General features: G+C 37.8%; 23 protein-coding genes. 6 read left to right on the top strand and 17 right to left on the bottom strand.

What is annotated here, in order from left to right; genetic code table 11:
* The first annotated feature begins 45 nt into the window (after positions 1-45).
* The 4 genes from BM327_RS05265 to BM327_RS05280 all read left to right on the top strand — a co-directional run bounded on the left by BM327_RS05265 (position 46) and on the right by BM327_RS05280 (position 5091).
* Positions 46-1551: a dihydrolipoyl dehydrogenase family protein gene (locus BM327_RS05265; protein ID WP_244526193.1), complete on the top strand. Its 1506-nt coding sequence runs from the start codon at positions 46-48 to the stop codon at positions 1549-1551.
* Between the two features lie 55 nt (positions 1552-1606).
* Entirely contained in the window at positions 1607-2248 is a 642-nt protein-coding gene (locus BM327_RS05270) for an ATP-binding cassette domain-containing protein (protein WP_170853676.1), read from the top strand.
* A 3-nt stretch (positions 2249-2251) separates the two neighbouring features.
* Positions 2252-3427 carry an ABC transporter permease gene (locus BM327_RS05275; RefSeq protein WP_090247205.1) on the top strand — a complete coding sequence of 392 codons (1176 nt, stop codon included), beginning with the start codon at positions 2252-2254 and terminating at the stop codon, positions 3425-3427.
* Between the two features lie 101 nt (positions 3428-3528).
* Positions 3529-5091 carry a redoxin domain-containing protein gene (locus tag BM327_RS05280; RefSeq protein WP_090247207.1) on the top strand — a complete coding sequence of 521 codons (1563 nt, stop codon included), beginning with the start codon at positions 3529-3531 and terminating at the stop codon, positions 5089-5091.
* A gap of 366 nt (positions 5092-5457) precedes the next feature.
* Here the strand turns inward: BM327_RS05280 and BM327_RS05285 are convergent, their stop codons facing one another.
* The 13 genes from BM327_RS05285 to BM327_RS05345 form a co-directional block, all read right to left on the bottom strand.
* Positions 5458-6156, bottom strand: a complete 699-nt coding sequence (locus BM327_RS05285) for an RluA family pseudouridine synthase (protein WP_090247210.1) — start codon at positions 6154-6156, stop codon at positions 5458-5460.
* A gap of 223 nt (positions 6157-6379) precedes the next feature.
* Positions 6380-7258 (bottom strand): metal ABC transporter permease, encoded by an 879-nt coding sequence (locus BM327_RS05290; protein ID WP_090247213.1) that lies wholly within the window; start codon positions 7256-7258, stop codon positions 6380-6382.
* 1 nt (position 7259) lies between these two features.
* On the bottom strand, positions 7260-8537 hold the full coding sequence (locus BM327_RS05295) for a metal ABC transporter permease (RefSeq protein ID WP_090247216.1): 1278 nt from the start codon (positions 8535-8537) through the stop codon (positions 7260-7262).
* On the bottom strand, positions 8534-9319 hold the full coding sequence (locus BM327_RS05300; RefSeq protein WP_090247218.1) for a metal ABC transporter ATP-binding protein: 786 nt from the start codon (positions 9317-9319) through the stop codon (positions 8534-8536). Before BM327_RS05300 ends, BM327_RS05295 begins: the two co-directional genes overlap by 4 nt.
* Positions 9312-10232: a metal ABC transporter solute-binding protein, Zn/Mn family gene (locus tag BM327_RS05305; RefSeq protein ID WP_090247221.1), complete on the bottom strand. Its 921-nt coding sequence runs from the start codon at positions 10230-10232 to the stop codon at positions 9312-9314. Before BM327_RS05305 ends, BM327_RS05300 begins: the two co-directional genes overlap by 8 nt.
* A gap of 1 nt (position 10233) precedes the next feature.
* Positions 10234-10905, bottom strand: coding sequence for a metal-dependent transcriptional regulator (locus tag BM327_RS05310; protein WP_090247224.1), 672 nt, complete (start codon positions 10903-10905; stop codon positions 10234-10236).
* A 163-nt stretch (positions 10906-11068) separates the two neighbouring features.
* Positions 11069-11482, bottom strand: coding sequence for a YeeE/YedE family protein (locus tag BM327_RS05315; protein WP_090247228.1), 414 nt, complete (start codon positions 11480-11482; stop codon positions 11069-11071).
* A gap of 1 nt (position 11483) precedes the next feature.
* On the bottom strand, positions 11484-12809 hold the full coding sequence (locus tag BM327_RS05320; protein ID WP_090247232.1) for a hypothetical protein: 1326 nt from the start codon (positions 12807-12809) through the stop codon (positions 11484-11486).
* A gap of 4 nt (positions 12810-12813) precedes the next feature.
* Positions 12814-13371 carry a YeeE/YedE family protein gene (locus tag BM327_RS05325; protein WP_090247236.1) on the bottom strand — a complete coding sequence of 186 codons (558 nt, stop codon included), beginning with the start codon at positions 13369-13371 and terminating at the stop codon, positions 12814-12816.
* Between the two features lie 173 nt (positions 13372-13544).
* Complete coding sequence (locus BM327_RS05330; protein ID WP_090247239.1) at positions 13545-13775, bottom strand: hypothetical protein; 231 nt, start codon at positions 13773-13775, stop codon at positions 13545-13547.
* A 2-nt stretch (positions 13776-13777) separates the two neighbouring features.
* Positions 13778-14089 carry a rhodanese-like domain-containing protein gene (locus tag BM327_RS05335; protein WP_090247241.1) on the bottom strand — a complete coding sequence of 104 codons (312 nt, stop codon included), beginning with the start codon at positions 14087-14089 and terminating at the stop codon, positions 13778-13780.
* Between the two features lie 254 nt (positions 14090-14343).
* On the bottom strand, positions 14344-15750 hold the full coding sequence (locus BM327_RS05340; RefSeq protein ID WP_090247244.1) for an MBL fold metallo-hydrolase: 1407 nt from the start codon (positions 15748-15750) through the stop codon (positions 14344-14346).
* Between the two features lie 86 nt (positions 15751-15836).
* Positions 15837-16640 (bottom strand): sulfite exporter TauE/SafE family protein, encoded by an 804-nt coding sequence (locus BM327_RS05345; protein ID WP_090247247.1) that lies wholly within the window; start codon positions 16638-16640, stop codon positions 15837-15839.
* A 234-nt stretch (positions 16641-16874) separates the two neighbouring features.
* On the opposite strand from BM327_RS05345, the gene BM327_RS05350 reads away from it, so the two are divergent.
* Positions 16875-17432 (top strand): hypothetical protein, encoded by a 558-nt coding sequence (locus BM327_RS05350; RefSeq protein WP_090247250.1) that lies wholly within the window; start codon positions 16875-16877, stop codon positions 17430-17432.
* 52 nt (positions 17433-17484) lie between these two features.
* On the opposite strand, the gene BM327_RS05355 is transcribed toward BM327_RS05350, so the two are convergent.
* Positions 17485-18135 carry a hypothetical protein gene (locus BM327_RS05355; RefSeq protein WP_090247253.1) on the bottom strand — a complete coding sequence of 217 codons (651 nt, stop codon included), beginning with the start codon at positions 18133-18135 and terminating at the stop codon, positions 17485-17487.
* A 122-nt stretch (positions 18136-18257) separates the two neighbouring features.
* On the opposite strand from BM327_RS05355, the gene BM327_RS05360 reads away from it, so the two are divergent.
* Positions 18258-18800: a hypothetical protein gene (locus BM327_RS05360; protein ID WP_090247257.1), complete on the top strand. Its 543-nt coding sequence runs from the start codon at positions 18258-18260 to the stop codon at positions 18798-18800.
* A gap of 10 nt (positions 18801-18810) precedes the next feature.
* Here the strand turns inward: BM327_RS05360 and BM327_RS05365 are convergent, their stop codons facing one another.
* From BM327_RS05365 to ftsY, 3 genes are all read right to left on the bottom strand, one after another.
* Positions 18811-19443, bottom strand: coding sequence for a Crp/Fnr family transcriptional regulator (locus BM327_RS05365; RefSeq protein WP_090247260.1), 633 nt, complete (start codon positions 19441-19443; stop codon positions 18811-18813).
* Between the two features lie 81 nt (positions 19444-19524).
* Positions 19525-20733 carry a BaiN/RdsA family NAD(P)/FAD-dependent oxidoreductase gene (locus tag BM327_RS05370; RefSeq protein ID WP_090247264.1) on the bottom strand — a complete coding sequence of 403 codons (1209 nt, stop codon included), beginning with the start codon at positions 20731-20733 and terminating at the stop codon, positions 19525-19527.
* A 1-nt stretch (position 20734) separates the two neighbouring features.
* Complete coding sequence (ftsY, locus tag BM327_RS05375; protein ID WP_090247267.1) at positions 20735-21694, bottom strand: signal recognition particle-docking protein FtsY; 960 nt, start codon at positions 21692-21694, stop codon at positions 20735-20737.
* Positions 21695-21724 lie beyond the last annotated feature (30 nt).

Raw genomic sequence — 21724 nt, forward strand, 5'->3', positions numbered from 1 at the left:
AAATGAAGTATAAAATTCAAAATCTAAAATCACTTATTATATTTAATGCAACGAAGTATTATGGAAAAATTTGACCTAATAGTAATTGGTGGTGGTCCTGCAGGATACGCAGCGGCCATGCGAGCTATTGATTTTGGACGATCTGTTTGTTTAATTGAGAAGAAGAGAGTGGGTGGTGCGGGTGTTTATAACGGAGCACTTTCCTCTAAAACATTGTGGGAACTTTCACAGCGCGTTAGAAACGTAAACGAAACCATATACTCTTTTGGAAGAGAACCTTTTGAACCTTCTTGGCAAGAAATTAAAAAAACCTTGGATGAAGCTGTATTCGAGCGCAAATTTCAATACAGCTGTCATATTAAACTCCTCCAAACCGAATCCATGAATCAATCCTTTCATTATGAACGTGGACATGGAACGTTATTAAATAAAAATGAGGTTGAGATAGACCACGATGGTTTTAAAAAAACTATTTGGGGTGAAAACATAATACTCGCAACAGGAAGTTCTCCAAGAAAACTTCCCAACATGAATGTAGACGAAGATGTTATCCTAACCTCAGACGGAATTGATGACATTAAGGACTTTCCAGAAAGTATCGTAATCGTTGGTGCCGGGGTGATTGGTTGTGAATACGCAACGATTTTTGCCAATTTTGGAAGAACCAAAGTATACTTGATTGACCGCCAAGACAGAATTCTGCCTTTCGAGGACGAAGACATTTCTACCATGGTTGCAGGAAACCTGGAGAAAAGAGGTGTAACCATTCACCATGAGGCGCAGTTAGAACGCCTAGAAAACATTGGTGGAAAAGTAGAGTATGAATTATCCTACCCCGACGGAAGTAGAGAAACTATACAGGTTGAAAAAGCATTACTATCAGTAGGTAGAACTCCAAATATCAAAGGATTGGGTATAGAAAATGCCGGAGTAGAAATGTCGAAACGAGGGGTGCACATTGGAGACAATGACACACAAACCAATATTCCAAACATATACGCTGTAGGTGATTTATCTGGAAGAATAGCGCTTGTAAATATGGGAGAAATTGAAGCCAGACATGCGGTAGAACGCATTTTTGGTGAGGTTAAAAAACCCATTAGTTACGATAACGTGTGTACCATCATGTTCTTAAACCCTGAGGTAGCCGCGGTTGGTGTGAATGAAAAAGAATGTATAGAACAAAACATACCGGTTAAGGTTGTAAAAATCGACTACAGTGTTATTGCAAGAGCTATAGCCATGCGTAAAACGCAAGGATTCTTCAAAATCATTGTTACCAATGATGATGAAATGAAAATTCTGGGAATGCGTGCCGTGGGTGAACATGCTTCAACAGCTATACAAGCGGTTGCCTTGTTGATACAAATGAATGAAGGTATAGAGGTGTTGGCCGAATTGGTTCACCCCCACCCTTCTATTGTTGAAGGTATACAAGAGTGTGTGCGTATGTTATTGAATAAGTCCATATTTAAGAGCTCAGTTTTTAAAGATAAATTGGCTTGTTATAGTTTGGTTGATGGTGTTAAAACACCTTTAGAAAGATTGTAAATCAACCCACTACTTGAGTGGAATGGTATTTGAAACTCAAGACAAAAATTCAAGGATGAAAATAAGCTTTAAAAATGTGATGCCCCAACACTTGGCAGATGTTCAACATGATGCAGATAGTATTTGGGGCAATAGTTTTCAGATAGAAGCGCAAAGCAAAGTTGTGCTTAATGCTTCATCTGGAAAGGGAAAAACTACTTTTACCACAACACTTTTAGGGATTAGAAATAATTATTCGGGCGACATACATTTCGGAGATGTAGCCCTGAAGAGCTTGAGCAAAGAAGACTGGGCCACTTATAGGAGTTCTAAAATTGCCGTGGTCTATCAGGACTTACAATTGTTTCCAGAACTTACGGTTTTGGAAAATCTCGAAATCAAAAATCAACTTCACAAAACATTTAGCGAAAGCGAGTTGCAAAACATGCTCGATGAACTGGGCGTTGGAAATAAAACCCATGAAAGATGCGCCAACCTTTCCTTGGGTCAACAGCAACGTGTTGCTATCATACGCGCTTTGTGTCAGCCCTTTCAGTGGATCATATTAGACGAACCTTTTAGTCACTTAGACGCTGAAAACGCACGCAAGAGTTTGGCTTTGATCGATAGGATATGTGACCAAGAAAAAGCTGGATTTATACTCACCACTTTGGGAGATTTTTACGGTTACAATTACCAAGTAGAATTAAAACTTTAGGCTATGTTAAATCAGATATTATTTAAAAATCAGTCGAGGTTACAATTAATTCTTGCCTTTCTTGGCGCCTTTTTAGGTTTTACATTTTTAATCACCTCTTTTCACTACCTTATACGTGTAAACGAGTTTGGAGAAGAAGAAGAAATCTTAGGGAGCAACACCCTTATTGTTCAAAAAAAGGTGAGTAATTACAATTCCATTGCCTTAGGAAAAACAGATTTTGGAAAGGTTGAAATCAAACATTTAGAAGGTAAAGATTTCGTGGAAAGTGTTTCCCCCATACTTAATAACAGCTTCGATATTTCAATTAAAACTGACAGTGAGTTAATTCCTTACTTCAGTACCGACATCTTCGTACAAACCGTTGATCATAACTTTATAAAAGTGGATGATGCAAGCTGGCAATGGAAGCCTGGTGATGAATTTGTGCCCGTGATTATGCCCCGAGAATTTTTAGTGATGATGAATACCTTTGCATCCGCGAAGGGTATTCCACAAGTTTCAGACGAATTAGCGAAAAGTGTAAAATTTAAGTTTACAGTCTCTAATGAAAATCAAAAAGAAAAGTTTGCGGTTAAAATTATAGGGTTCACCAATGAAATGAGCTCAATTTTGGTTCCAACAGCGTTTATGGAATACGGAAACGAGAACTTTCCGAGCACAGTGCCTGCAAAAGTAACGCACTTGATGACCTCCATTAAGGAAGGACGATTTGGCGAATTTGAAAAATACATGGAAGCCAATCATTTGGAACCCAAAGAAAGCTCTGTCTTAATCGGTAAGTTAAAAAGTATAGCAGGAACCCTTTTTAGCATTTTGTTCTTCATCAGTTTACTGACTATTTTCCTTTCCATATTGGTACTTTTACAATATGCCCAATTGTTAATGGCTAAAAATAAATATGAAATTACCACGCTCTTAAGAATTGGCTACTCTCCTGCTTTGATTACCCAAAAAATCAGTCGTTATTTCATCAAAGTTTTTGCCCTTATTACCCTAAGCAGTATTGTTGTATTTGGGCTTGCTAAATTCTTTATAGACAAGTTGTTTGTGAAAGGTGGAATATTGATAGACAACAATTTCACCTGGCAAAGTATACTCGCAGTGTTGGTGGTCTTTGGACTCTATAGTTTATTCAACCATACCAATGCTAAAAAAGTAATACAGAAAACGCAGTGACAAACCAGGGATATTAAATCGTTAAAATTGTGTTAAAATAATATCCCTTTCTTATTTTGCCGCGTCTTAACTGTAACTTCAAAATATTCAAATTTTATAACATGAAAAGATTATTGCTAATACTTACCCTATTAATGGGATACATTCTTCCAGGACAGGCACAAATGATGAAGTTTAAACTCAATGGAATTGAGGATACCACAGTCTTCTTAGTGCGCTACGAAGGTTCTAGCATGTATTACGCAGATACGGCTCAAATAAAAAATGGTGCATTTAGTTTTGATGGTTCTAAACAAGAACCAGGGATGTATACCTTCTCTATCAAAGGTGCCAGATATTTTGATTTCATTTTTAATAATGAAGAAGTACATATAGAGGCAGGTACAAGTAATCTATCTGAAACGATGAACATTAAAAAGTCGGAAGAAAACAAAGTATTCTACGACTACCAAGATTTCTTTAGCGAGAAAAGAAAACAAGCCAATATTCTCAACGAGCAATTAAAAGGATTAGCAGAGGATAATGAAGCTGGTAAAAAAGCAATAGCAGATCAACAAGCGGCAATTACAAAAGAGGTTGTTGATTACCAAAAAAGTATAGTAGAAAACCACCAAGATTTATTGGTTTCTAAAATCATTAAAATGGCCATGGACATAGAAATTCCTGAAGCGCCAAAAGACGAAGAAGGAAATCCGATTGACCCTACTTTTACTTACTACTATGAGTTAAATCACTTTTTTGACAATGTAGACTTTACAGATGATAGATTGGCAAGAGTACCTTTGATTCAATCTAAAATTGAATACTTCTTCTCTAAAAAACACATGGTTCAAAACCCTGATACTATTGTTAAATACATGGCTCCTTACATCAACCAAGTTGATCCGAGCTCAACGATGTACAAGTTATTGGTATTTAGAACTACCCTTCATTTCCAACGTTCTAAAGTAATGGGAATGGACAAAGGATACCACCACATGATCTTAAACTACTGGTGTCCGAAAAATGAAAAAGGAGAACACTTGGCGTATTGGTACCCTGCAGATAAAATGGAGGAAGCTTGTGAAAATGCTGCTAAAAAAGCAGTTACTGATTTAGGAAGTGTTGCTCCCAATATCATCTTAAGAGATACTACAGACGTAACATGGAAAGCACTTCATGATGTGAATGCTGAATACACTATACTTTACTTCTGGGATCCAGAATGTGGGCACTGTAAGAAAGAAACTCCAAAACTTGCTAAGTTATACAACGAAAAAATGCAAGCGAGAAATGTTGAAGTTTTTGCCGTAGGTAAAGCAACTGGTGATGATTTTGAAAAATGGAAAGCTTTTATTGAAAAGCATGATATGAACTTTATCAATGTGGGTATGTCGCAAAACTTATACGATTCGGTTACGGCAAATCCATATGCTTTTATACCGCGTTACACAACAGTTGAATCTTTAAACTATCAAGACACTTATGACATCTACAGCACACCGCAAGTGTTTGTATTGGATAAGGACAAAAAGATCGTTGCCAAGCAATTGTCGATTGCGCAATTAGAAATGTTCTTAGACCAAAACCAAGGTAAAGCTGATGCTGAGAAGTTATTCGACGTGGAAGAAGAAAAGAAGCGTATAGAAGAACAGCAGAAAAAAGCAGAAGAAGCGCAACACTAGAAATATTTAAACAAAAATATAAAACGGGTATCTTTTGAAGGTATCCGTTTTTTTTATGCGGATACAAATTATCCTGAGGCGGAAGAACTCACTTCCCTGCCCTAGATAGAAATGGATAGCTTTTTGGTTAGCTTTACTGGTGCATTTTAGGGATAACTTTACGACCAGCGGAAGTGAAGGAAGACCTTAAATTGACCGTAAAGCTGGACAAAAACTATGAATGGATAGCTAGATAAGGCAGCCTAGACACCTATTTAATATTTAAAAATTTAAGACTGAACTTGCGTTCATATTTAAAGATTTAAAAACGATTTAAGGGATAAAATCTAAAAGTCTAACGGTCTAAAAGTTTAAACGTCTCAAACACTACTTCCCTACTTCTTTTTCGAAAAACTGCCAAAGGGCATCTTTTGGAACGGGAGCCGTGATGTTGATTCTCTCTTTGGTTGTGGGATGATTGAATGACAAATGTCTAGCGTGTAAACTGATACTCGCATCTTTGTTCGAACGTTTTGCACCATATTTCAAATCACCTTTAATGATGCAACCTATATTTGATAATTGCACACGAATTTGGTGGTGACGTCCTGTTTTTAGCACCAATTCTACCAAGTGGTACTTGTCTGAACTTGCGAGTAATTTATAGTCTAACTCGGCACGTTTGGCACCTTCCACCTCCGTATCGTAAACGTAAGATTTGTTTTGCTTTTCGTTCTTTTTTAAGAAATTGACAAGGGTACCTTCTTTTTGTTGTGGAGCTTTTTCAACGATGGCCCAGTAGATTTTCTGAACTTCCCTCCCTTTGAATTGTTGCGATAAACGCGAAAGGGCTTTGGAGGTACGCGCCAAAACAAGGGCTCCTGAAGTGGGTCTATCTAAACGATGTACCAATCCACAAAACACTTCTCCGGGTTTGTTGTACTTCTCCTTTAAATACGCTTTGGTTAAATCTATGAGGGATTTGTCTTTGGTTTTATCGCCTTGAACGAGCTGTCCGCTTTGTTTATTGATAACAATAGTGTGGTTGTCTTCGTGTAAAACTTGTTGGTGAAATGTGTTGGACATGAACGTGAAAATTTACCAGGTACCTAAAAACAAAAAAAGGAATAATCTGTTCTGAAACTATTCCTTTTTTTGCTAAACCATGCTAAAACTATAAAACCCAATGCTTATCTATATAAGCTTTGCTGGGGCAAAAATACACAGTCTTTTTCTTTCCACAATGCTTTTTTGAAACTTTTTTCAAATTATTTTAAAAATAATTTTCAAACACTTGAAATACAACATTTTACACTTCGGATAATTTTTCAATTTTCTTAGATTTGGTCATGATAATTTTGCCCGACCAAGTCAACAAGAACAAAATTCCAGCAACACTTACGATCATTCCTGAGATGGTAACATCTAAAGTCAAGGCCAAGAGCGTACCTCCTACTGCTGAAAGCAGAGTAAATACAACAGAGAGCCATAGCATTTTACTCAAGTTATTGGTAATTAGGTAGGCACTTGCAGGAGGAATGGTTAAAAAACCGACTACTAAAACAGCGCCTACCGCTTCGAAGGACAATACAGCGGTGATGGATACTAACATCAGTAAGGCGTAGTTCCATGCATTTACATTTATACCCAGTGCTTTTGCGTAGTCTTCATTAAAAGAAGTTAAACGCAAACCTTTCATTCCAAAAACAACGAAGAGAATCACAATGAGTAAAACGGGGGCTATGGTTAAAATGGAACGTGTACCAACAAAATATCCATTCACAAAAATTTTATCGAGGTAAGTACTGGCAATTTCTCCAAACAATACACAATCTTGGTCTATATCTACATTTCCACCTGTACTCAAAGCTATCATAATTACCCCCAAGGCAAAAAAGAAGGTAAAGCTTATCCCTATAGCAGCTCCCTCTTGCACGTTTGATTTGCGCTGTAAAAATTGTATAAACATGGTGGTTAAAACACCAAATACAGCTGCACCAATGAGAATGGGCAAAGCAGCTCTTTCTTCGGTAAAGATGAAGGCCAATACAATTCCTGGTAATACGCTGTGAGAAATAGCATCCCCTATCATTACAGATTTTCTTAGGATGAGAAAACTTCCCAGCAATGAACAAGAGGTTCCAATTAACACGGCCGTTAGCATGACCAATAAATTATTCAAATCCATCTTAATAAGGTATTTTACTTTGGTGAGGATCTTGCGTTGGATAATCCAATTCTTTTAATAAATCCTTTTCAATTTCTGGGGTAATGATATGCTCCATACTTTCGGCCAACCCGTGTATGTGATCTTCTTTATAATTCATGCGTTTGGTGAGGTACAATTCCCACAAACGGTGCAAACGAACAACGCGTTTGGCCTCTACCATCCCCTCTTCGGTTAAGGAATAAATATTTCCTTTTCTTTGCACCAATCCTTGGTGTTTAAGTTTGTGTAAAGTGGCTTCCAACACACGCGGAACGAAACTTCGCTTTTCTAAAATGAGTTGCGTATTAATTTGCTCAGCACCGTGTTCCATTAAATTATAAAAGGTCTTGAGTACATTTTCTCTATTGATTTTATTGGCGTTGATACGCTTTTGTTTCAATTTAGAAAGAATCCCATTTTTTGGGGCGATGAAAATGGAAAGTAAGGCAAAGAAAGTAAGAAAAACAACAAACCAAGGTCCCGTTGGCATATTCACCGCCGCATAAGAAACATAGGCTCCAAAAATACCTGAAAGCGCTCCAAAGATTCCGGCGATCAGCATTAAATGTTGTAGTTTATGGGTCCATAAACGAGCTGTTGCAGCTGGGGTTATTAATAGAGCCGACATCAACACTACACCCACTGCCTGTATACCTACTGCCACAGCAACTACCGTCATTGTTGTCAGTAAAAAGCGATAGAATTTGACATTATAACCTAAACTGGCTGCGTAATCTTCATTAAAAGAAATGAGCTTAAAAACCTTGTAATAGGTAAGAACTAAAAGAATGAGCAAAAGACTAATGACCCCAAAAACCGCTAAATCAAATTGGGTGATATTGGCTGCTTTTCCCAGTAAAAAATCGTGTAACCCCGTTTGAGCCGCAGAGCCTGACTTTTGGATATAGGCCAAAAACACGGTTCCTAAGCCAAAGAAGAAGGTTAAAATAAAGGCTTGAGCTGTATCTGTTTTAAGTTTAGTTTTAGCAACTATGGCATCCATTAACACTAAAGCTATCCATCCTGCTGCGATGGCTCCCAACATTAGGAAAATTGGATTTTTAGAACCCGATAAAACAAAGCCCAAACAAATGCCTGGAAAAATAGCGTGGGCTACCACATCTCCCACCAAAGAACGCTTTCTCAAATAGGTATAGGTTCCTACAATAGATGAACAAACTGCTATTAAAACAGTACCCAACACAACGGTTCTTACTGTTGGATTGGTAAATGAGAAAAATTCTAACAAATTATTCATCGCTTTTCAAATCCTTTTTCACGTATAGGGAATTCTTTTTCCTTGATGATGGATTGGATTTTAGACAACAAGGTTAATTGTCCCCCATAGGCATTGCTTAAGTTCTCTTGGGTCAATACCTCTGCGGTTGGACCACAAGCAATGACACGTGTATTTAACAACACCAAATGATCAAAATACCCTGAAACCGTTTGTAAATCGTGGTGAACAATAACGACGGTTTTCCCCTCATCTCGCATGGTAGTTAAAAGATCTAAAATTGCCGTTTCTGTTGTTGCATCTACTCCAACAAAAGGTTCATCCATAAAGAAGATATCGGCTCCTTGCGCCAAGGCACGTGCTATAAACACACGTTGTTGTTGTCCTCCAGAAAGTTGAGAAATTTGTCTATCCTTAAAAGCTGTCAACTTCACCTTTTCTATGGCATTAGCTACAATTTCTTTATCGGTTTGTGTTAATCTCCTAAACAAGCTGTTTTTTCTGTAGCGTCCCATCTCTACAACATCTTGTACACTTGCCGGGAAATCCCAATCTACAGATTCTCTTTGCGGCACATATGCAACGCGCTGTCTTACTTCATCTAAATCTTGTTCGAATACTTTAACATAACCACTGGCTGGTTTGATCAGTCCCATAATGGTTTTGAGCAAAGTAGTTTTACCCGAACCGTTGGGACCAATTATACCAATGATTTTTCCTGTAGGTAACTCAAAATCTATATCCCATAACACAGGAACTTTATCGTATGCTACCGTAAGGTTATGTGCTTCTAAACTAATCATGACTCAAAATTCCTTTATTGATGCGTTGTGCATTTGCCTTTAGCATTCCTGGATAAGTACCTTCTGGAGATCCTGCGGCTCCCATAGCATCTGAAAACAACTCTTCACCAAAAGCAACGGTGTAACCTTGAGCTGCACAATTTTCTTTTACAGATTTCAAGGCTTTTTGAGAAACACTACTTTCCACAAAAATGCATTTTACTTGATGGGCTATAATGAAATCAACCAAATTACTAACCTCCTTAATCCCTGCTTCGCTCAACGTTGAGATACCTTGTAAAGCCTTCACCTCTACGCCAAATCTTCTGCCGAAATAATTAAAGGCATCATGAGAAGTAACCAAAACTCTTTCCTCTACAGGAATCTCAAACATTGCTTCTTCAACAAAAGTTTCTGCAGCTTCAACTTCCTTTTTGTAGTTTGCAAAATTGGTAGACCAAGTTGCTTGGTATTCGGGATATAATTTATTCAAACTATCAACGGTAGCCTGCAATGCCTCTGCCCACATCTGCGGATCGAACCAAAAGTGAGGATCTATAGCATTTGCAAATTCTGTAGCTGCGTGTGCCTTCTCCTTTACAAAATCACCCAAAGCAATTACCTTTTTGGTGCGGGCTAATTTTTCAAACTTATCTACAAACTTACCTTCTAAATGAAAACCGTTGTAAATGATAACATCCGCTTCATCCAAGGCTTTTAAATCGCTTGGTCGGGCATCATACAAGTGAGGATCTACACCAGGCCCCATCAACACTGTTACCTCGGCCATACTATCCAAGACTGCTAAAAAACAATCTCCTATCATGGAGGTCGTACACACCACCTTTAACTTTCCGTCATTCTTGGCTTGATCTTCTAATTTACAGCCTACAGCTAGACCAAGAATCAGTATTAATACTACTATCTTTTTCATCTTATTTCTCCAATCGTTCAACACAAATTTTAGAAGCTGCCGTTTTCGACAAGTTCAATTCTCTCTCTCCCATACCTATGCGTACCGACTCATCAAAATCAAAAAGGTCGAGCACCTTTAACTCTGTTCCCAATTGAATTTTGTTTTGATCTAAATACTGTAAAAAAGAAGGATTTCCATCCGCAACACCTATCACAACGGCAACATCTGCTACTTCCAGCTCGTTTAACTGAACCATTTTTGTTCGCAATTCTAAATTCCCATCTCTGTCTGGAATAGGATCGCCATGTGGGTCGTACTTTGGGAATTCTAAAAACTCGTCGAGCTTTTCCGTTAATTTAACTGAGCGTATGTGTTCTAATTGTTCGGCAATGACGTGAACCTCATCCCAGCCAAAACCTAATTTATCTACTAAAAACACTTCCCAAAGTCTGTGCTTACGTATCACTTTTAGGGCCGACTTCTCGCCTTCTGGCGTTAAAGAACACCCCTTGTATTTTTTGTATTTCACCAATTTTTTATCGGATAATTTCTTTACCATATCCGTTATACTACTGGCTTTTGTATTCATTTTGTCGGCCAACTCATTGGTAGAAACAGTTTCTATTTCACCTTGAGTAGTGTTGTAAATAGCCTTTAAATAATTCTCCTCACTGTGTGATAAATCTTCCATTCAAGAAATTTATTTTACACAAATATAAGCGTATTTTTAGACAGGACTAAAAATAGAACTAATTTTATCTCCTATGTCTTCTATATGAGTAAATTCAGTAGTCTGTAAACAAAAAAAGGGGTTAAACTTTTCAGCTTAACCCTCTCCTTTCACCCTCACTTATCTAGTGCGGTAATTTGTTTCTGAACGCTCCATATAAAAAGGTTCCAAACACCGCACTAATTATCACTATTCCTATAGAAGCCACACCTTGCCCTAATAAAACGAACATTGGCCCTGGACATGCACCTGTCATTGCCCAACCTAATCCAAACAAGGTTCCTCCAATTAAATATCTTGGAATACTTTTGTTTTTATCTGAGAAATTAATTTGCTCTCCTTTGATGGTCTTTCCTTCTTTTTTCTTGATCAATTGCACGGCTATCATCCCTAAAATTACTGCCGAACCTATCACTCCATACATGTGGAAAGATTCAAAACGGAACATCTCGTAAATACGGTACCACGAAACGATTTCCGCCTTACTCATTACTATTCCAAATATTACTCCTACTGCTAAATAAGCTACTCTCTTCATCTTAAAAATTAAAATTCATTATTAAATTAAGGTGGTGATAATTGGTTCTGTTCACCACGTTTGCATAATCAGGAATACTTCCTCCTGTATGCTTCATCACGTATAAAAAACGTACATCTAAACCTTCTAAGGCATGGTGAAAATGACGCGTAATGTCAATGTTCACCTGATCATTCGACAATTCCATGTATCTGTTATTGTCAAAATCATTGGAACTTTCTAGGTGCACGTAAGACATTTTCATATCCCAATTACACAGTTCCTTTTTTAAGGTTAGTCCAACCGCCGAGGCATCTGCCAAACCTTCTAACCAATTACGTGTAATACTGGTGTAGAAAGGATCAACTCCCAATTCTCTTGGGAAGATATATTGTCCGCCCTCCGGTATATAACTCGCCATAAGGTCTAACTCAAAGCTATTAAATTCACCAGCGAGCTGAGCAGAAAAAACATGTGTCAACTCTCCACTTTTAAAGTACTCCTCATTGTAAGTATTGGCTCTGGTTTGTGTACTAAACTGATTGAGGTACATGAACTTTGCAGTATAATGTTCTGCAATTTCCTGACTCACATTCAACTGCGCAGTATTCATTAAGTTATCGAAGTAATAATCCCAAAACTCGATTTTTGTACCCTTTGCCAGTTTGCCCTTGTACCCTGCCATGGTTAAAAATTTTGTATCTAAATGACCGTGATAATGCAACTTGTGTCCGTGCTCATCATAACCATTGTTATAAATACCTATGGCTTCATGTAAATTAAACCATTCTACCGTAGACCTTGGCGTTGCTTTAGAAATATGATAGAACGAAAGCTCATGCTTCTTTTTCACCGTAAAACTGCTTGATATCCCAGAGAACATCTTGGGCTTCATTCTACCATCGTGTTTGTTCACAATAGGAGATTTCACCTCCATTTTACCGAACCTCAAGTTCATAAACTTGTAGTGATAGTTAAAGTATAACTCTTCCAACCTATCCAACTCATTGTAATTCGAAGGATTTTCTAAATCATACAACTGTCTTTCAAACCTAGCTGTTGAAATATCATTCGAAAATACACGGTGAATAAACATCCCTTTGAGTCCCATAGAAAAACCATAAAACTCCGCGGTTTCGTAGTGTAGAGAAGCTCCGATTGCTTGTGTGTAAAAATCAGCACCAGACCCTGCATTTACAGTCATCATGGTGTAGTCTCTAATCTGACCTTTCAAATGACCGTGGTGGAAAGCCTCTAACATATTATGCTCAACAGTCACGGTGTCATGCTCAGTTGCCCAAGCCCCCAATCCTACTAAACAAACTATTGTAAAAACTAATCCTCTCATTTTCTTACAGAATAAATGGTAAGATCAAGTGGGTCATAATCAATCCTCCAATGAAGAATCCTACAACCGCGATTAAAGAAGGTAACTGTAGGTTACTCAATCCTGAAATGGCGTGACCAGATGTACAACCTCCAGCGTAACGCGTTCCAAAACCGATTAACAAACCTCCAACGATTAAGAAGATCCATCCCTCAAAGGAACTCAAAGCTTCAGCTCCGAAAATTTTGTCTGGTAAAAAAGTAGACCCAGGGTTCTCAACTCCCAACTCTTGTAGGGCAGCTTGTGTTGACTCGCTGATAGCAACACTTTCATGTGGTGTTAAGTAATTAACGGCAATAAATCCTCCTATTGCTCCACCAACGATGAACAACAAGTTCCAACTTTGTTTTTTCCAATCAAAATTGAAAAAATCTACCCAGCGTCCTGCTCCTGCTATAGAACACATAGATCTTAAGTTTGCAGAAACTCCGAACGACTTCCCTGCGTAAATCAATAACAACATAACCCCAGTAATCATGGGTCCTGCCACGTACCATGGCCAAGGCTCATAAATCCAACTCATAACAACATTTATTTTTTTAGTGGTACAAAAATACCTACACCTAAATCTTCTATCAGTAACCAAAGTCACACCCAATGATAAAAGTTGGAATTAGCCATGATAATTGTCACCCAAACACCAACGCACAAAAAAAGGATGCCCTAAGACATCCTTCCACTAAACACACTATATAATCAATCTTTTTTCAACCATAAAATCCCCGAAAGCAGTAGTAAAACCCATGGTGCTCCGTGCATTAGCACATCAAACCAATCTTGTGGGCCCATACCAACGGCTCCACCTGCTATCCATTTTATTTTTCCCCAAATATGTGGTTCTGGAGAAAATGGGGCCAAGCCCAAGGTCAGCGAAGCTATCAGCCAAAGCTTCCAATTCTCTTTGAGTTGTTTGAGATATTGATTCATCCTTAAGGCATTACAGTTTCGTAAGGCCACGCCATCATTCCACCGGCCATATTAATTGCATTCAAACCTTTGGTTTCCATCAACATACACGCTTGTCCAGAACGGTTACCCGACCTACAGTAGACGTAGTAATTTTTACTTTTATCAAGGCTATCAATCCCCTGAATAAAAGCGGCTGTATCCATCAAGTTCATTTGAATTGCACCTTCTACGATACCCTCCATACATTCTCCCGGAGATCTAACATCTAAAATTACTGCATGCTCATCTTGCGCAGCTGCCTCTCTCCATTCGTTTACACTTAAATTTTTCATTTTCTTATTTCTTTTATTTGGAAAATCCACCTTCCCAAGCAACTTGGTTAGCTGGCGGGTCTTCCGCTGTAGTTTTTAATCTCTTGCTTGTACAACATCGGCAGTAAAAGGGCTTCTTTCCGTCGCCCTCTTTCTACCGTGTTTATACTAAGCAACATATTTAAAAAGCTGTCGCTCCACCCCCTATTTTGAATTTTACCTCGATATATTTTAACCACTAATACTACGAGGGCAAAGGCATCCAGCTTAATTTCTTATAGAGTTGAAGGACAAACGAATTCTGACACTTCTACACCTGCTTCTTTGATAGCTGCAAATCCTCCTTGCACATCTATGATATTGTGAATACCTCTTGATTTCAAGATAGAAGCTGCAATCATAGAACGGTATCCTCCTGCACAGTGAATGTAGTGGGTTCCACCTTCAAACTCTCCTAAGTAATCGTTCAAATTATCTAAAGGCGTGTTGGCTGCATCTAGTACGTGTTCAGATAAGTACTCAGAGTTCTTTCTCACGTCTTTCACCATTACATCTCCTGCTTTCAAAATTTCATCAAAAGTTTGTGCGGTAATTCCTTCCACGCTGTCTGTTGCAAATCCTGCAGCAGCCCATGCTTCTACTCCACCGTCAACGTATCCTAAAATGTTATCAAATCCTACACGAGAAAGTCTTGTAATTGTTTCTTCCAATCTTGCTGGATCAACCACTAAAACCATTGGCTGTTTCACATCTTTGATCAAAGCTCCAACCCACGGTGCAAATCCACCGTCAATTCCAATAAAGATAGATTTTGGGATGTGTGCTTTTCCGAAGTCGTTTTGGTGTCTAACATCCAATACTAAAGCTCCTGTATTCTCAACTATATTTTCTAAATCCTCTACTTTAATTGCAGTTTTACCTCTGTTAATAACCTCTTCTACATCTTGGTAACCCTCTTTGTTCATTTGAACGTTTAAAGGGAAGTACGCTGGAGGTGTAGCTAATCCATCCGTAACTTCTTTGATGAATTCCTCTTTGGTCATATCCGCTCTTAACGCGTAGTTTGTTGCTTTTTGATCTCCGATAGAACCAACCGTTTCTTTACTCATGTTTTTACCACAAGCCGAACCTGCTCCGTGACCAGGGTATACGATTACATCGTCTGCCAATGTCATGATTTTCGTTCTTAAGCTATCGAATAAAGTACCTGCTAATTCTTCTTGGGTCATAGAAGCTGCTTTCTGTGCCAAATCTGGTCTACCCACATCTCCTAAGAATAAAGTATCTCCACTAAACAAAGCGTGGTCTTTTCCATTTTCGTCTATCAACAAGTAACTTACTGATTCCATGGTGTGACCTGGTGTGTGCAACACTTTAATTTTCACATCACCTAATTCAAAGATTTGCTCGTCTTCAGCGATGATACAATCGAATTTTGGATTCGCATTTGGTCCGTAGATAATCGGTGCTCCTGTTTTTTCTGATAAAGTAACGTGACCACTTACGAAATCTGCGTGAAAATGCGTTTCAAAGATATACTTGATTTTAGCCTCATTTTTAGCTGCTTCGTCGATGTAGTCTTGCACCTCTCTTAAAGGGTCAATAATTGCTACTTCTCCTTTGCTTTCAATGTAGTATGCACCTTGTGCTAAACATCCTGTATAAATCTGCTTAATTTCCATTTTTTTATTTTTTAAAAGTTATTTTTTGATTTTTATTTTCTTACAACAAAGATAGATGATAGGCCTCTCTGCCACAGCCACTTTTGTTACACAGCAAACACTGTTTCTTTCAAGATAATATAGATTCCCATCAATAAAACGAACCATCCGAAAGCCTTCTTCAATTTAGAACCATCTATGAACTTATTCAAATAAATTCCTAAGAAAATTCCGACTACTGCCAAGGCTGAGAAAGATCCTAAGAAGGTCCAATCGATGTCTACGTTTCCAAGGTCACCCAAAAATCCTATTAAAGATTTTACCGCAATGATCATCAGTGATGTTGCCACTGCTTTTTTCATCGGTAATTTTGCCAACAATACTAAAGCTGGGATAATTAAGAAACCACCTCCGGCTCCAACAATTCCGGTTACTACTCCAACTACAGATCCTTCCAATAAAATCATGGGGTAATTGTATTTCACTTCTGTTTCTTCTCCACTGTCTTTCCTACCTCTAATCATTGCGATTGCCGCTGCTAACATGATAATAGCAAAGAAGACCATAATGGCGATGTTTTTGGTAAACTCAAAGCCTCCTACCGTAAACAAATGCTCGGGTATAGCTGGTATTAAAAATTTTCGGGTTAAGAACACCGCAAGCAATGCTGGAATTGCGAAAACAACACCTGTTTTAAAATCAACCATGCCTTTTTGTGCATTTCTTATCGCTCCTACTAAAGCAGATAGACCTACTATAAACAACGAATACGCCGTAGCTCTTACTGGGTCTTCTTCCAATACGTACACTAAAATCGGCACGGTTAAGATGGATCCACCTCCACCTATTAATCCTAATACTAATCCTATCAATAAGGCTCCTGCAAAACCTAAAATCTCCATTAATTCCATTTGTACAATTTTATTTGGGTACAAAGGTAGAGTCGTTCTCTGCCAACCACAGTTACTATTGTTACACAGCACCAACACCAAGCAAAACAACTCGAGTTAACTCCCTGTTTTGAAGAAAGATTGAACGGATAAAAAGCCGCAAAACTTCCCTCCACTTCCTAAAAACAACAGAAAAATCAAATTGTCTCAATTGAAGCACTATCTTTGCCAGCCATCACAAAATCACATCTAAAAATGAAATCATCTTGGGTTAAATTACTTCTAGAAACTATCGTTGTTGCACTTATAATGTTCTTTATCTTTCACCCTAGAGGCGTTAAGGCCGATGATCGAATTATCTCGGAGGAAAACATTCATTCTATAATTGATAAAAAACTCAACCTTGTATACATTTTTACCGATTGGTGTGGTGCCTGTAGAGAAACATTGCATGACTTTTACGGAAGTAAAGCTCTTAAAAACAAGGACCTAGATGTCAACATCATTCTTATTGGAGCAAATCACGCTAAAAAGGATGAATACCTTGAGCTTAAGGAAGCTTCCGAGATAGACCTTCCTATTTACCTCCTTGAAAACACTGATTTACTTTCTCTAAAAGCGATTACAGATCACCCTAGAATTGAAAATTTTATAAAAAGTAACTTCACGAATTACGGTGAACTGAATTTCAACGGGGTGCCCATCACTTTTTACGCAGATGAAAACTTAACTATTATCGGACAAGGAGCTAGAACGTACAATACTTTAATGCAGGATGTAAAAAGGTTCAAAAATTCCTTTGATTTAGAATAACAAAAAAAGCTGCTCAATTTAATGAACAGCCTTTTTTCAATGTATTTATTTCTTACTTCGCTATGGAATACTCCTTCAATTTTCTTACGCGATAACTACAGGTATTCTCAAGCTCCACGATATATCCATATTCCATCCAAACTTTGCCTACTCCTTTGGTATAATAGGTATTTAAAGCTACGGATTGACCGCCACAAGCGTTAAAAGTAGTACCGTCTAAATAACTGTATTTAGCCTCTATATGAACCGTTTCAAAAGCACCTGCTTGTGTACTTAAATCTTGGTCTACACTTGCAACCTTTACTTCTTCATTTATTAAACCAGAAATTTCTCGACTACTAAACACCTCTCCTACTTTATTCATAGAGAAATTCACCTTTCCATGTTGGTCAATAACATATCCATTCGAATCTCTAAGATACAGGTTGAAATAAGGATTAAAACTTCGGTAAAACACAGCGTACTCCTTTCCTTCTATCACTTCCGTTCCCAAACATTTGATGGTATCTAAAGTATTTAGAGAAGTTTCAACGCCGTTCCCGTCTACTTTATAATTGTCGTATACCCAATAAGAACCTGCTGTAGTAATGAGGTAATCCTTGGTACTCGGTTGTTCGAAGCTTGTTGAATTGCTTTCTTCTATTTCCTTCTTACAAGAAAATAGGGCTAAAGCGGCTAAAAAAAGGATGCTGTATAGTTTCATACTCGTTAAGACAGTTTCATGTGCAATTTGTTACACCTAAAACTCAATAACTTTGAATTTATTTTATTTTTTTTCAGATAAACAGAAACCTTGGATTATATTTAAGCTCTAAAACCACCACCATGAAAGCACTATTTTACTTCCTTATTATATTGACTTCGTCTGTACTTTTGACATCTTTTCATTTATCGAAAGACAAACCCAAAATAATAGAATCTGAGCTTACAAAAGAACTCTGTAAAGACGAAATCAACCTCGTTTACATTTTTTCGGACTGGTGTGTATACAGCAAAAAATACCTCAGAAATATTTATGGAAAGGCTATGCAAAATAGCGATTTAGACATCAACGTCATTCTTATTGGAATTGACAGTAGAAAAAGTAAAGAATACCAAGCATTATTCGAAGCTTATAACATAGAATATCCGCTGTATGTATTAAATAACAAAACAGGTATATCTGTGGGCACATTTACTGATTATCCTAGATTAAAACGCTTTGTTAAAAAGAACTTTTCCAACACAGATGATTTCAGCTACCATCACCTTCCTTTCACTTTTTATGCCGATGAAAATTTAAATGTAATTTCAGAAGCTGGCTATACCTTAGAACAAATTTCCCAAGAAGTAAAAGCTATAAGAGATTCTTTGAATTTAAAAAAGTGATGGGTAGCTATTAAAAATCCAACACTTTAATTTTATTTCTCAAAAGCTCAATTTTACCTTCCTTTTCAAGTTTTTTAAGGATGCGAGAGATGACTACACGTGAACTATTTAAATCGTAAGCAATTTCTTGATGCGTAACATTGAGCTCTGTGTCTTTTACTATCATTACCTTATCTCGTAAATATTTCTCCACACGCTCGGGCATATTTAAGAAAGCCAAACTATCTATAGCTTCTAACATTTCTGTTAAACGAGAATTGTAACTCTCAAACACAAAGTTTCTCCATGTTTTATAGGTTACTACCCACTCGTTCATTTTTTCTACAGGAATCATAATGAGTTCCACTTCAGTTTCTGCAGTAGCTCTGATTTCACTTTTCTTTTGTCCCAAACAACAAGTCATGGTCATGGCACAAGTATCTCCTTTCTCTATGAAGTACAGAAGAATTTCGTCTCCGTTATCATCCTGACGAGATATTTTAATCGCTCCTTTTAGCAGCAAAGGCATAAACTTAATGTGATCGCCAAAATCGATTAAACGATCTCCAGCTTCAACGTGTTTAATTGCGCCCAGCGCTTTAATCTCATTGATTAATTCTTCTTCGAATAAATACCCGTAGTTTAACTCTAATAAATCTTCCATGTAAAAATATTGAAGGGCGAAAATAGAATTCTCACCTTTGGCCTAATGTAACAAATGTTACGCAAAGAAGGAAACAATTTACTAATTCAATTTACCCGCAATAAACCCAGTAGTCCAAGCCGCTTGGAAGTTGAACCCACCTGTTATTCCGTCAATATCTAACACCTCGCCCGCAAAGTAGAGGTTGGGAAACCTCTTGGACGCCATGGTTTTAAAGTTCACCTCTGTCAAGGCAACACCTCCACAAGTAACAAACTCCTCCTTAAAGGTAGTTTTACCACTTACCTCATACCTATCTTGGGTCAATACGGTAAAGAGTCTATTGATGGATTTTTTAGATAAATCTACCCATTTGGTTTCTTCTGAAAAACCGATTTTTTCGCACAAGAAATTCCAAATTCTATTGGTTATAGGGAAAGGATTGAATTTATTAAGTCTTTTATTCCCTGCCTCTTGAATGGCTTTTTTGATTTGAGCTCTAACTTGTTCTTCACTGGGGTTATTCAACCAATTCACCAAAATGGCAAATTTATAATCTTTGTCGGCCAAAATCCTCGCTCCCCAGGCAGAGAGTTTTAGTACAGCCGGACCACTCATTCCCCAATGGGTAACTAAAAGTGGACCATCACCCACGAGTTTTGTTCCTTCCACCTTAACGATGGTTTCCTCTACAACACACCCCATTAATTCACGTATGGGATTATTGGGCATATTAAAGGTAAACAAAGAAGGCACAGGTGTTTCTATTTCCAAGCCAAGATCTTGCAACCATGTGAGTCCACTCATTTTAGGAGATCCACCTGTTGTTACAATTACTTTATTAAAAATCTTTTCCCCTTCGTCCAAAGTGAGCTTAAACGTTCCGTCTTCTAAAGGTTCTAATTGACGTACACCACAGGATGGTTTAAGAACTACACCCAATTGCAAGGCTTCGTTCATAAAAGTATCTATGATAGTCTGTGAAGAATCTGATTTAGGGAAGATACAATTGTCGGGCAAAGTATAGGTTTCAACCCCTCTGGCACCAAACCAATCCAAGGTATCTTGCACGGCGAATTGCGAGAAGGCTTTTTTAAGTTGATTTTTACCGCGCGGATAATGCTCGGCCAATTTTTTATTATCAAAACAATGGTGGGTTACGTTACAACGTCCCCCACCAGATATTTTTACTTTCGCTAAAAACTTTTTTGATTTCTCGAAGAGTACAACCTCCGCATCTGGATGATGCTTTTTGGCACTTAGTGCTGAGAAAAAACCAGCGGCTCCACCACCAATTACGGCTACTTTCATTTTACTCTCCAAAGAAAGAATCTACAAAGGCTTGTTTGTTGAAGACTTGTAAATCGTCAATACCTTCACCTACACCTATGTATTTTACAGGAATTTGCATTTGATCTGAAATTCCTATTACCACTCCACCTTTTGCTGTACCATCTAATTTAGTCACTGCTAAGGCGTTGATATCCGTTGCTAAAGCAAATTGCTTAGCTTGTTCGTAGGCATTTTGACCTGTTGAACCATCTAAAACCAACAATATTTCGTGCGGAGCTCCAGGAATCACCTTGTCCATTACGCGTTTGATTTTAGATAACTCATTCATCAAGTTTACTTTGTTATGCAAACGACCTGCTGTATCAATAATTGCTACGTCAGCTCCTTGTGCTTTAGCAGATTGAAGGGTATCATAAGCTACAGATGCTGGATCTGCATTCATTCCTTGTTGCACGATAGGAACACCTACTCTTTCTGACCAGATAATCAATTGATCTACGGCTGCCGCTCTAAAGGTATCGGCTGCACCTAAGACTACTTTCTTACCTTGATTTTTAAATTGATTGGCTAACTTACCTATCGTAGTTGTTTTCCCTACACCGTTCACACCAACCACCATAATTACGTGTGGCGCATTGTCGGGATGTTTTGGAAACTCAAAATTATCGGTTACACCTGTTGTATTTTCTTTCAACAAAGATGCAATCTCTGCTTTTAAGATTCCATTCAGCTCATCTGTACTAACGTATTTATCCTTTGCGACACGCTCCTCTATACGCTCAATAATTTTAAGCGTAGTATTCACTCCCACATCAGATGAAATTAGAACTTCTTCTAAATCATCCAATACCTCCGCATCAACTTTTGATTTACCAACTACAGTACGAGTAAGTTTAGATAGAAAGGAAGTTTTACTTTTTTCAAGACCTTCGTCTAACTTTTTCTTTTTCTCTTTCGAGAATAATCCGAATAGTGCCATAGGTATAAAATTACAAAAAGCTTTCCATCA

It is taken from the genome of Lishizhenia tianjinensis (assembly GCF_900116425.1).
GTDB lineage: Bacteria > Bacteroidota > Bacteroidia > Flavobacteriales_D > Crocinitomicaceae > Lishizhenia > Lishizhenia tianjinensis.

What these genes read in the sequence shown, in the direction of transcription:
- BM327_RS05265 (WP_244526193.1), top strand. Translation starts at nt 46, where the DNA reads ATGCAACGAAGTATTATGGAAAAATTTGACCTAATAGTAATTGGTGGT.
- BM327_RS05270 (WP_170853676.1), top strand. Translation starts at nt 1,607, where the DNA reads ATGAAAATAAGCTTTAAAAATGTGATGCCCCAACACTTGGCAGATGTT.
- BM327_RS05275 (WP_090247205.1), top strand. Translation starts at nt 2,252, where the DNA reads ATGTTAAATCAGATATTATTTAAAAATCAGTCGAGGTTACAATTAATT.
- BM327_RS05280 (WP_090247207.1), top strand. Translation starts at nt 3,529, where the DNA reads ATGAAAAGATTATTGCTAATACTTACCCTATTAATGGGATACATTCTT.
- BM327_RS05285 (WP_090247210.1), bottom strand. Translation starts at nt 6,156, where the DNA reads ATGTCCAACACATTTCACCAACAAGTTTTACACGAAGACAACCACACT.
- BM327_RS05290 (WP_090247213.1), bottom strand. Translation starts at nt 7,258, where the DNA reads ATGGATTTGAATAATTTATTGGTCATGCTAACGGCCGTGTTAATTGGA.
- BM327_RS05295 (WP_090247216.1), bottom strand. Translation starts at nt 8,537, where the DNA reads ATGAATAATTTGTTAGAATTTTTCTCATTTACCAATCCAACAGTAAGA.
- BM327_RS05300 (WP_090247218.1), bottom strand. Translation starts at nt 9,319, where the DNA reads ATGATTAGTTTAGAAGCACATAACCTTACGGTAGCATACGATAAAGTT.
- BM327_RS05305 (WP_090247221.1), bottom strand. Translation starts at nt 10,232, where the DNA reads ATGAAAAAGATAGTAGTATTAATACTGATTCTTGGTCTAGCTGTAGGC.
- BM327_RS05310 (WP_090247224.1), bottom strand. Translation starts at nt 10,905, where the DNA reads ATGGAAGATTTATCACACAGTGAGGAGAATTATTTAAAGGCTATTTAC.
- BM327_RS05315 (WP_090247228.1), bottom strand. Translation starts at nt 11,482, where the DNA reads ATGAAGAGAGTAGCTTATTTAGCAGTAGGAGTAATATTTGGAATAGTA.
- BM327_RS05320 (WP_090247232.1), bottom strand. Translation starts at nt 12,809, where the DNA reads ATGAGAGGATTAGTTTTTACAATAGTTTGTTTAGTAGGATTGGGGGCT.
- BM327_RS05325 (WP_090247236.1), bottom strand. Translation starts at nt 13,371, where the DNA reads ATGAGTTGGATTTATGAGCCTTGGCCATGGTACGTGGCAGGACCCATG.
- BM327_RS05330 (WP_090247239.1), bottom strand. Translation starts at nt 13,775, where the DNA reads ATGAATCAATATCTCAAACAACTCAAAGAGAATTGGAAGCTTTGGCTG.
- BM327_RS05335 (WP_090247241.1), bottom strand. Translation starts at nt 14,089, where the DNA reads ATGAAAAATTTAAGTGTAAACGAATGGAGAGAGGCAGCTGCGCAAGAT.
- BM327_RS05340 (WP_090247244.1), bottom strand. Translation starts at nt 15,750, where the DNA reads ATGGAAATTAAGCAGATTTATACAGGATGTTTAGCACAAGGTGCATAC.
- BM327_RS05345 (WP_090247247.1), bottom strand. Translation starts at nt 16,640, where the DNA reads ATGGAATTAATGGAGATTTTAGGTTTTGCAGGAGCCTTATTGATAGGA.
- BM327_RS05350 (WP_090247250.1), top strand. Translation starts at nt 16,875, where the DNA reads ATGAAATCATCTTGGGTTAAATTACTTCTAGAAACTATCGTTGTTGCA.
- BM327_RS05355 (WP_090247253.1), bottom strand. Translation starts at nt 18,135, where the DNA reads ATGAAACTATACAGCATCCTTTTTTTAGCCGCTTTAGCCCTATTTTCT.
- BM327_RS05360 (WP_090247257.1), top strand. Translation starts at nt 18,258, where the DNA reads ATGAAAGCACTATTTTACTTCCTTATTATATTGACTTCGTCTGTACTT.
- BM327_RS05365 (WP_090247260.1), bottom strand. Translation starts at nt 19,443, where the DNA reads ATGGAAGATTTATTAGAGTTAAACTACGGGTATTTATTCGAAGAAGAA.
- BM327_RS05370 (WP_090247264.1), bottom strand. Translation starts at nt 20,733, where the DNA reads ATGAAAGTAGCCGTAATTGGTGGTGGAGCCGCTGGTTTTTTCTCAGCA.
- ftsY (WP_090247267.1), bottom strand. Translation starts at nt 21,694, where the DNA reads ATGGCACTATTCGGATTATTCTCGAAAGAGAAAAAGAAAAAGTTAGAC.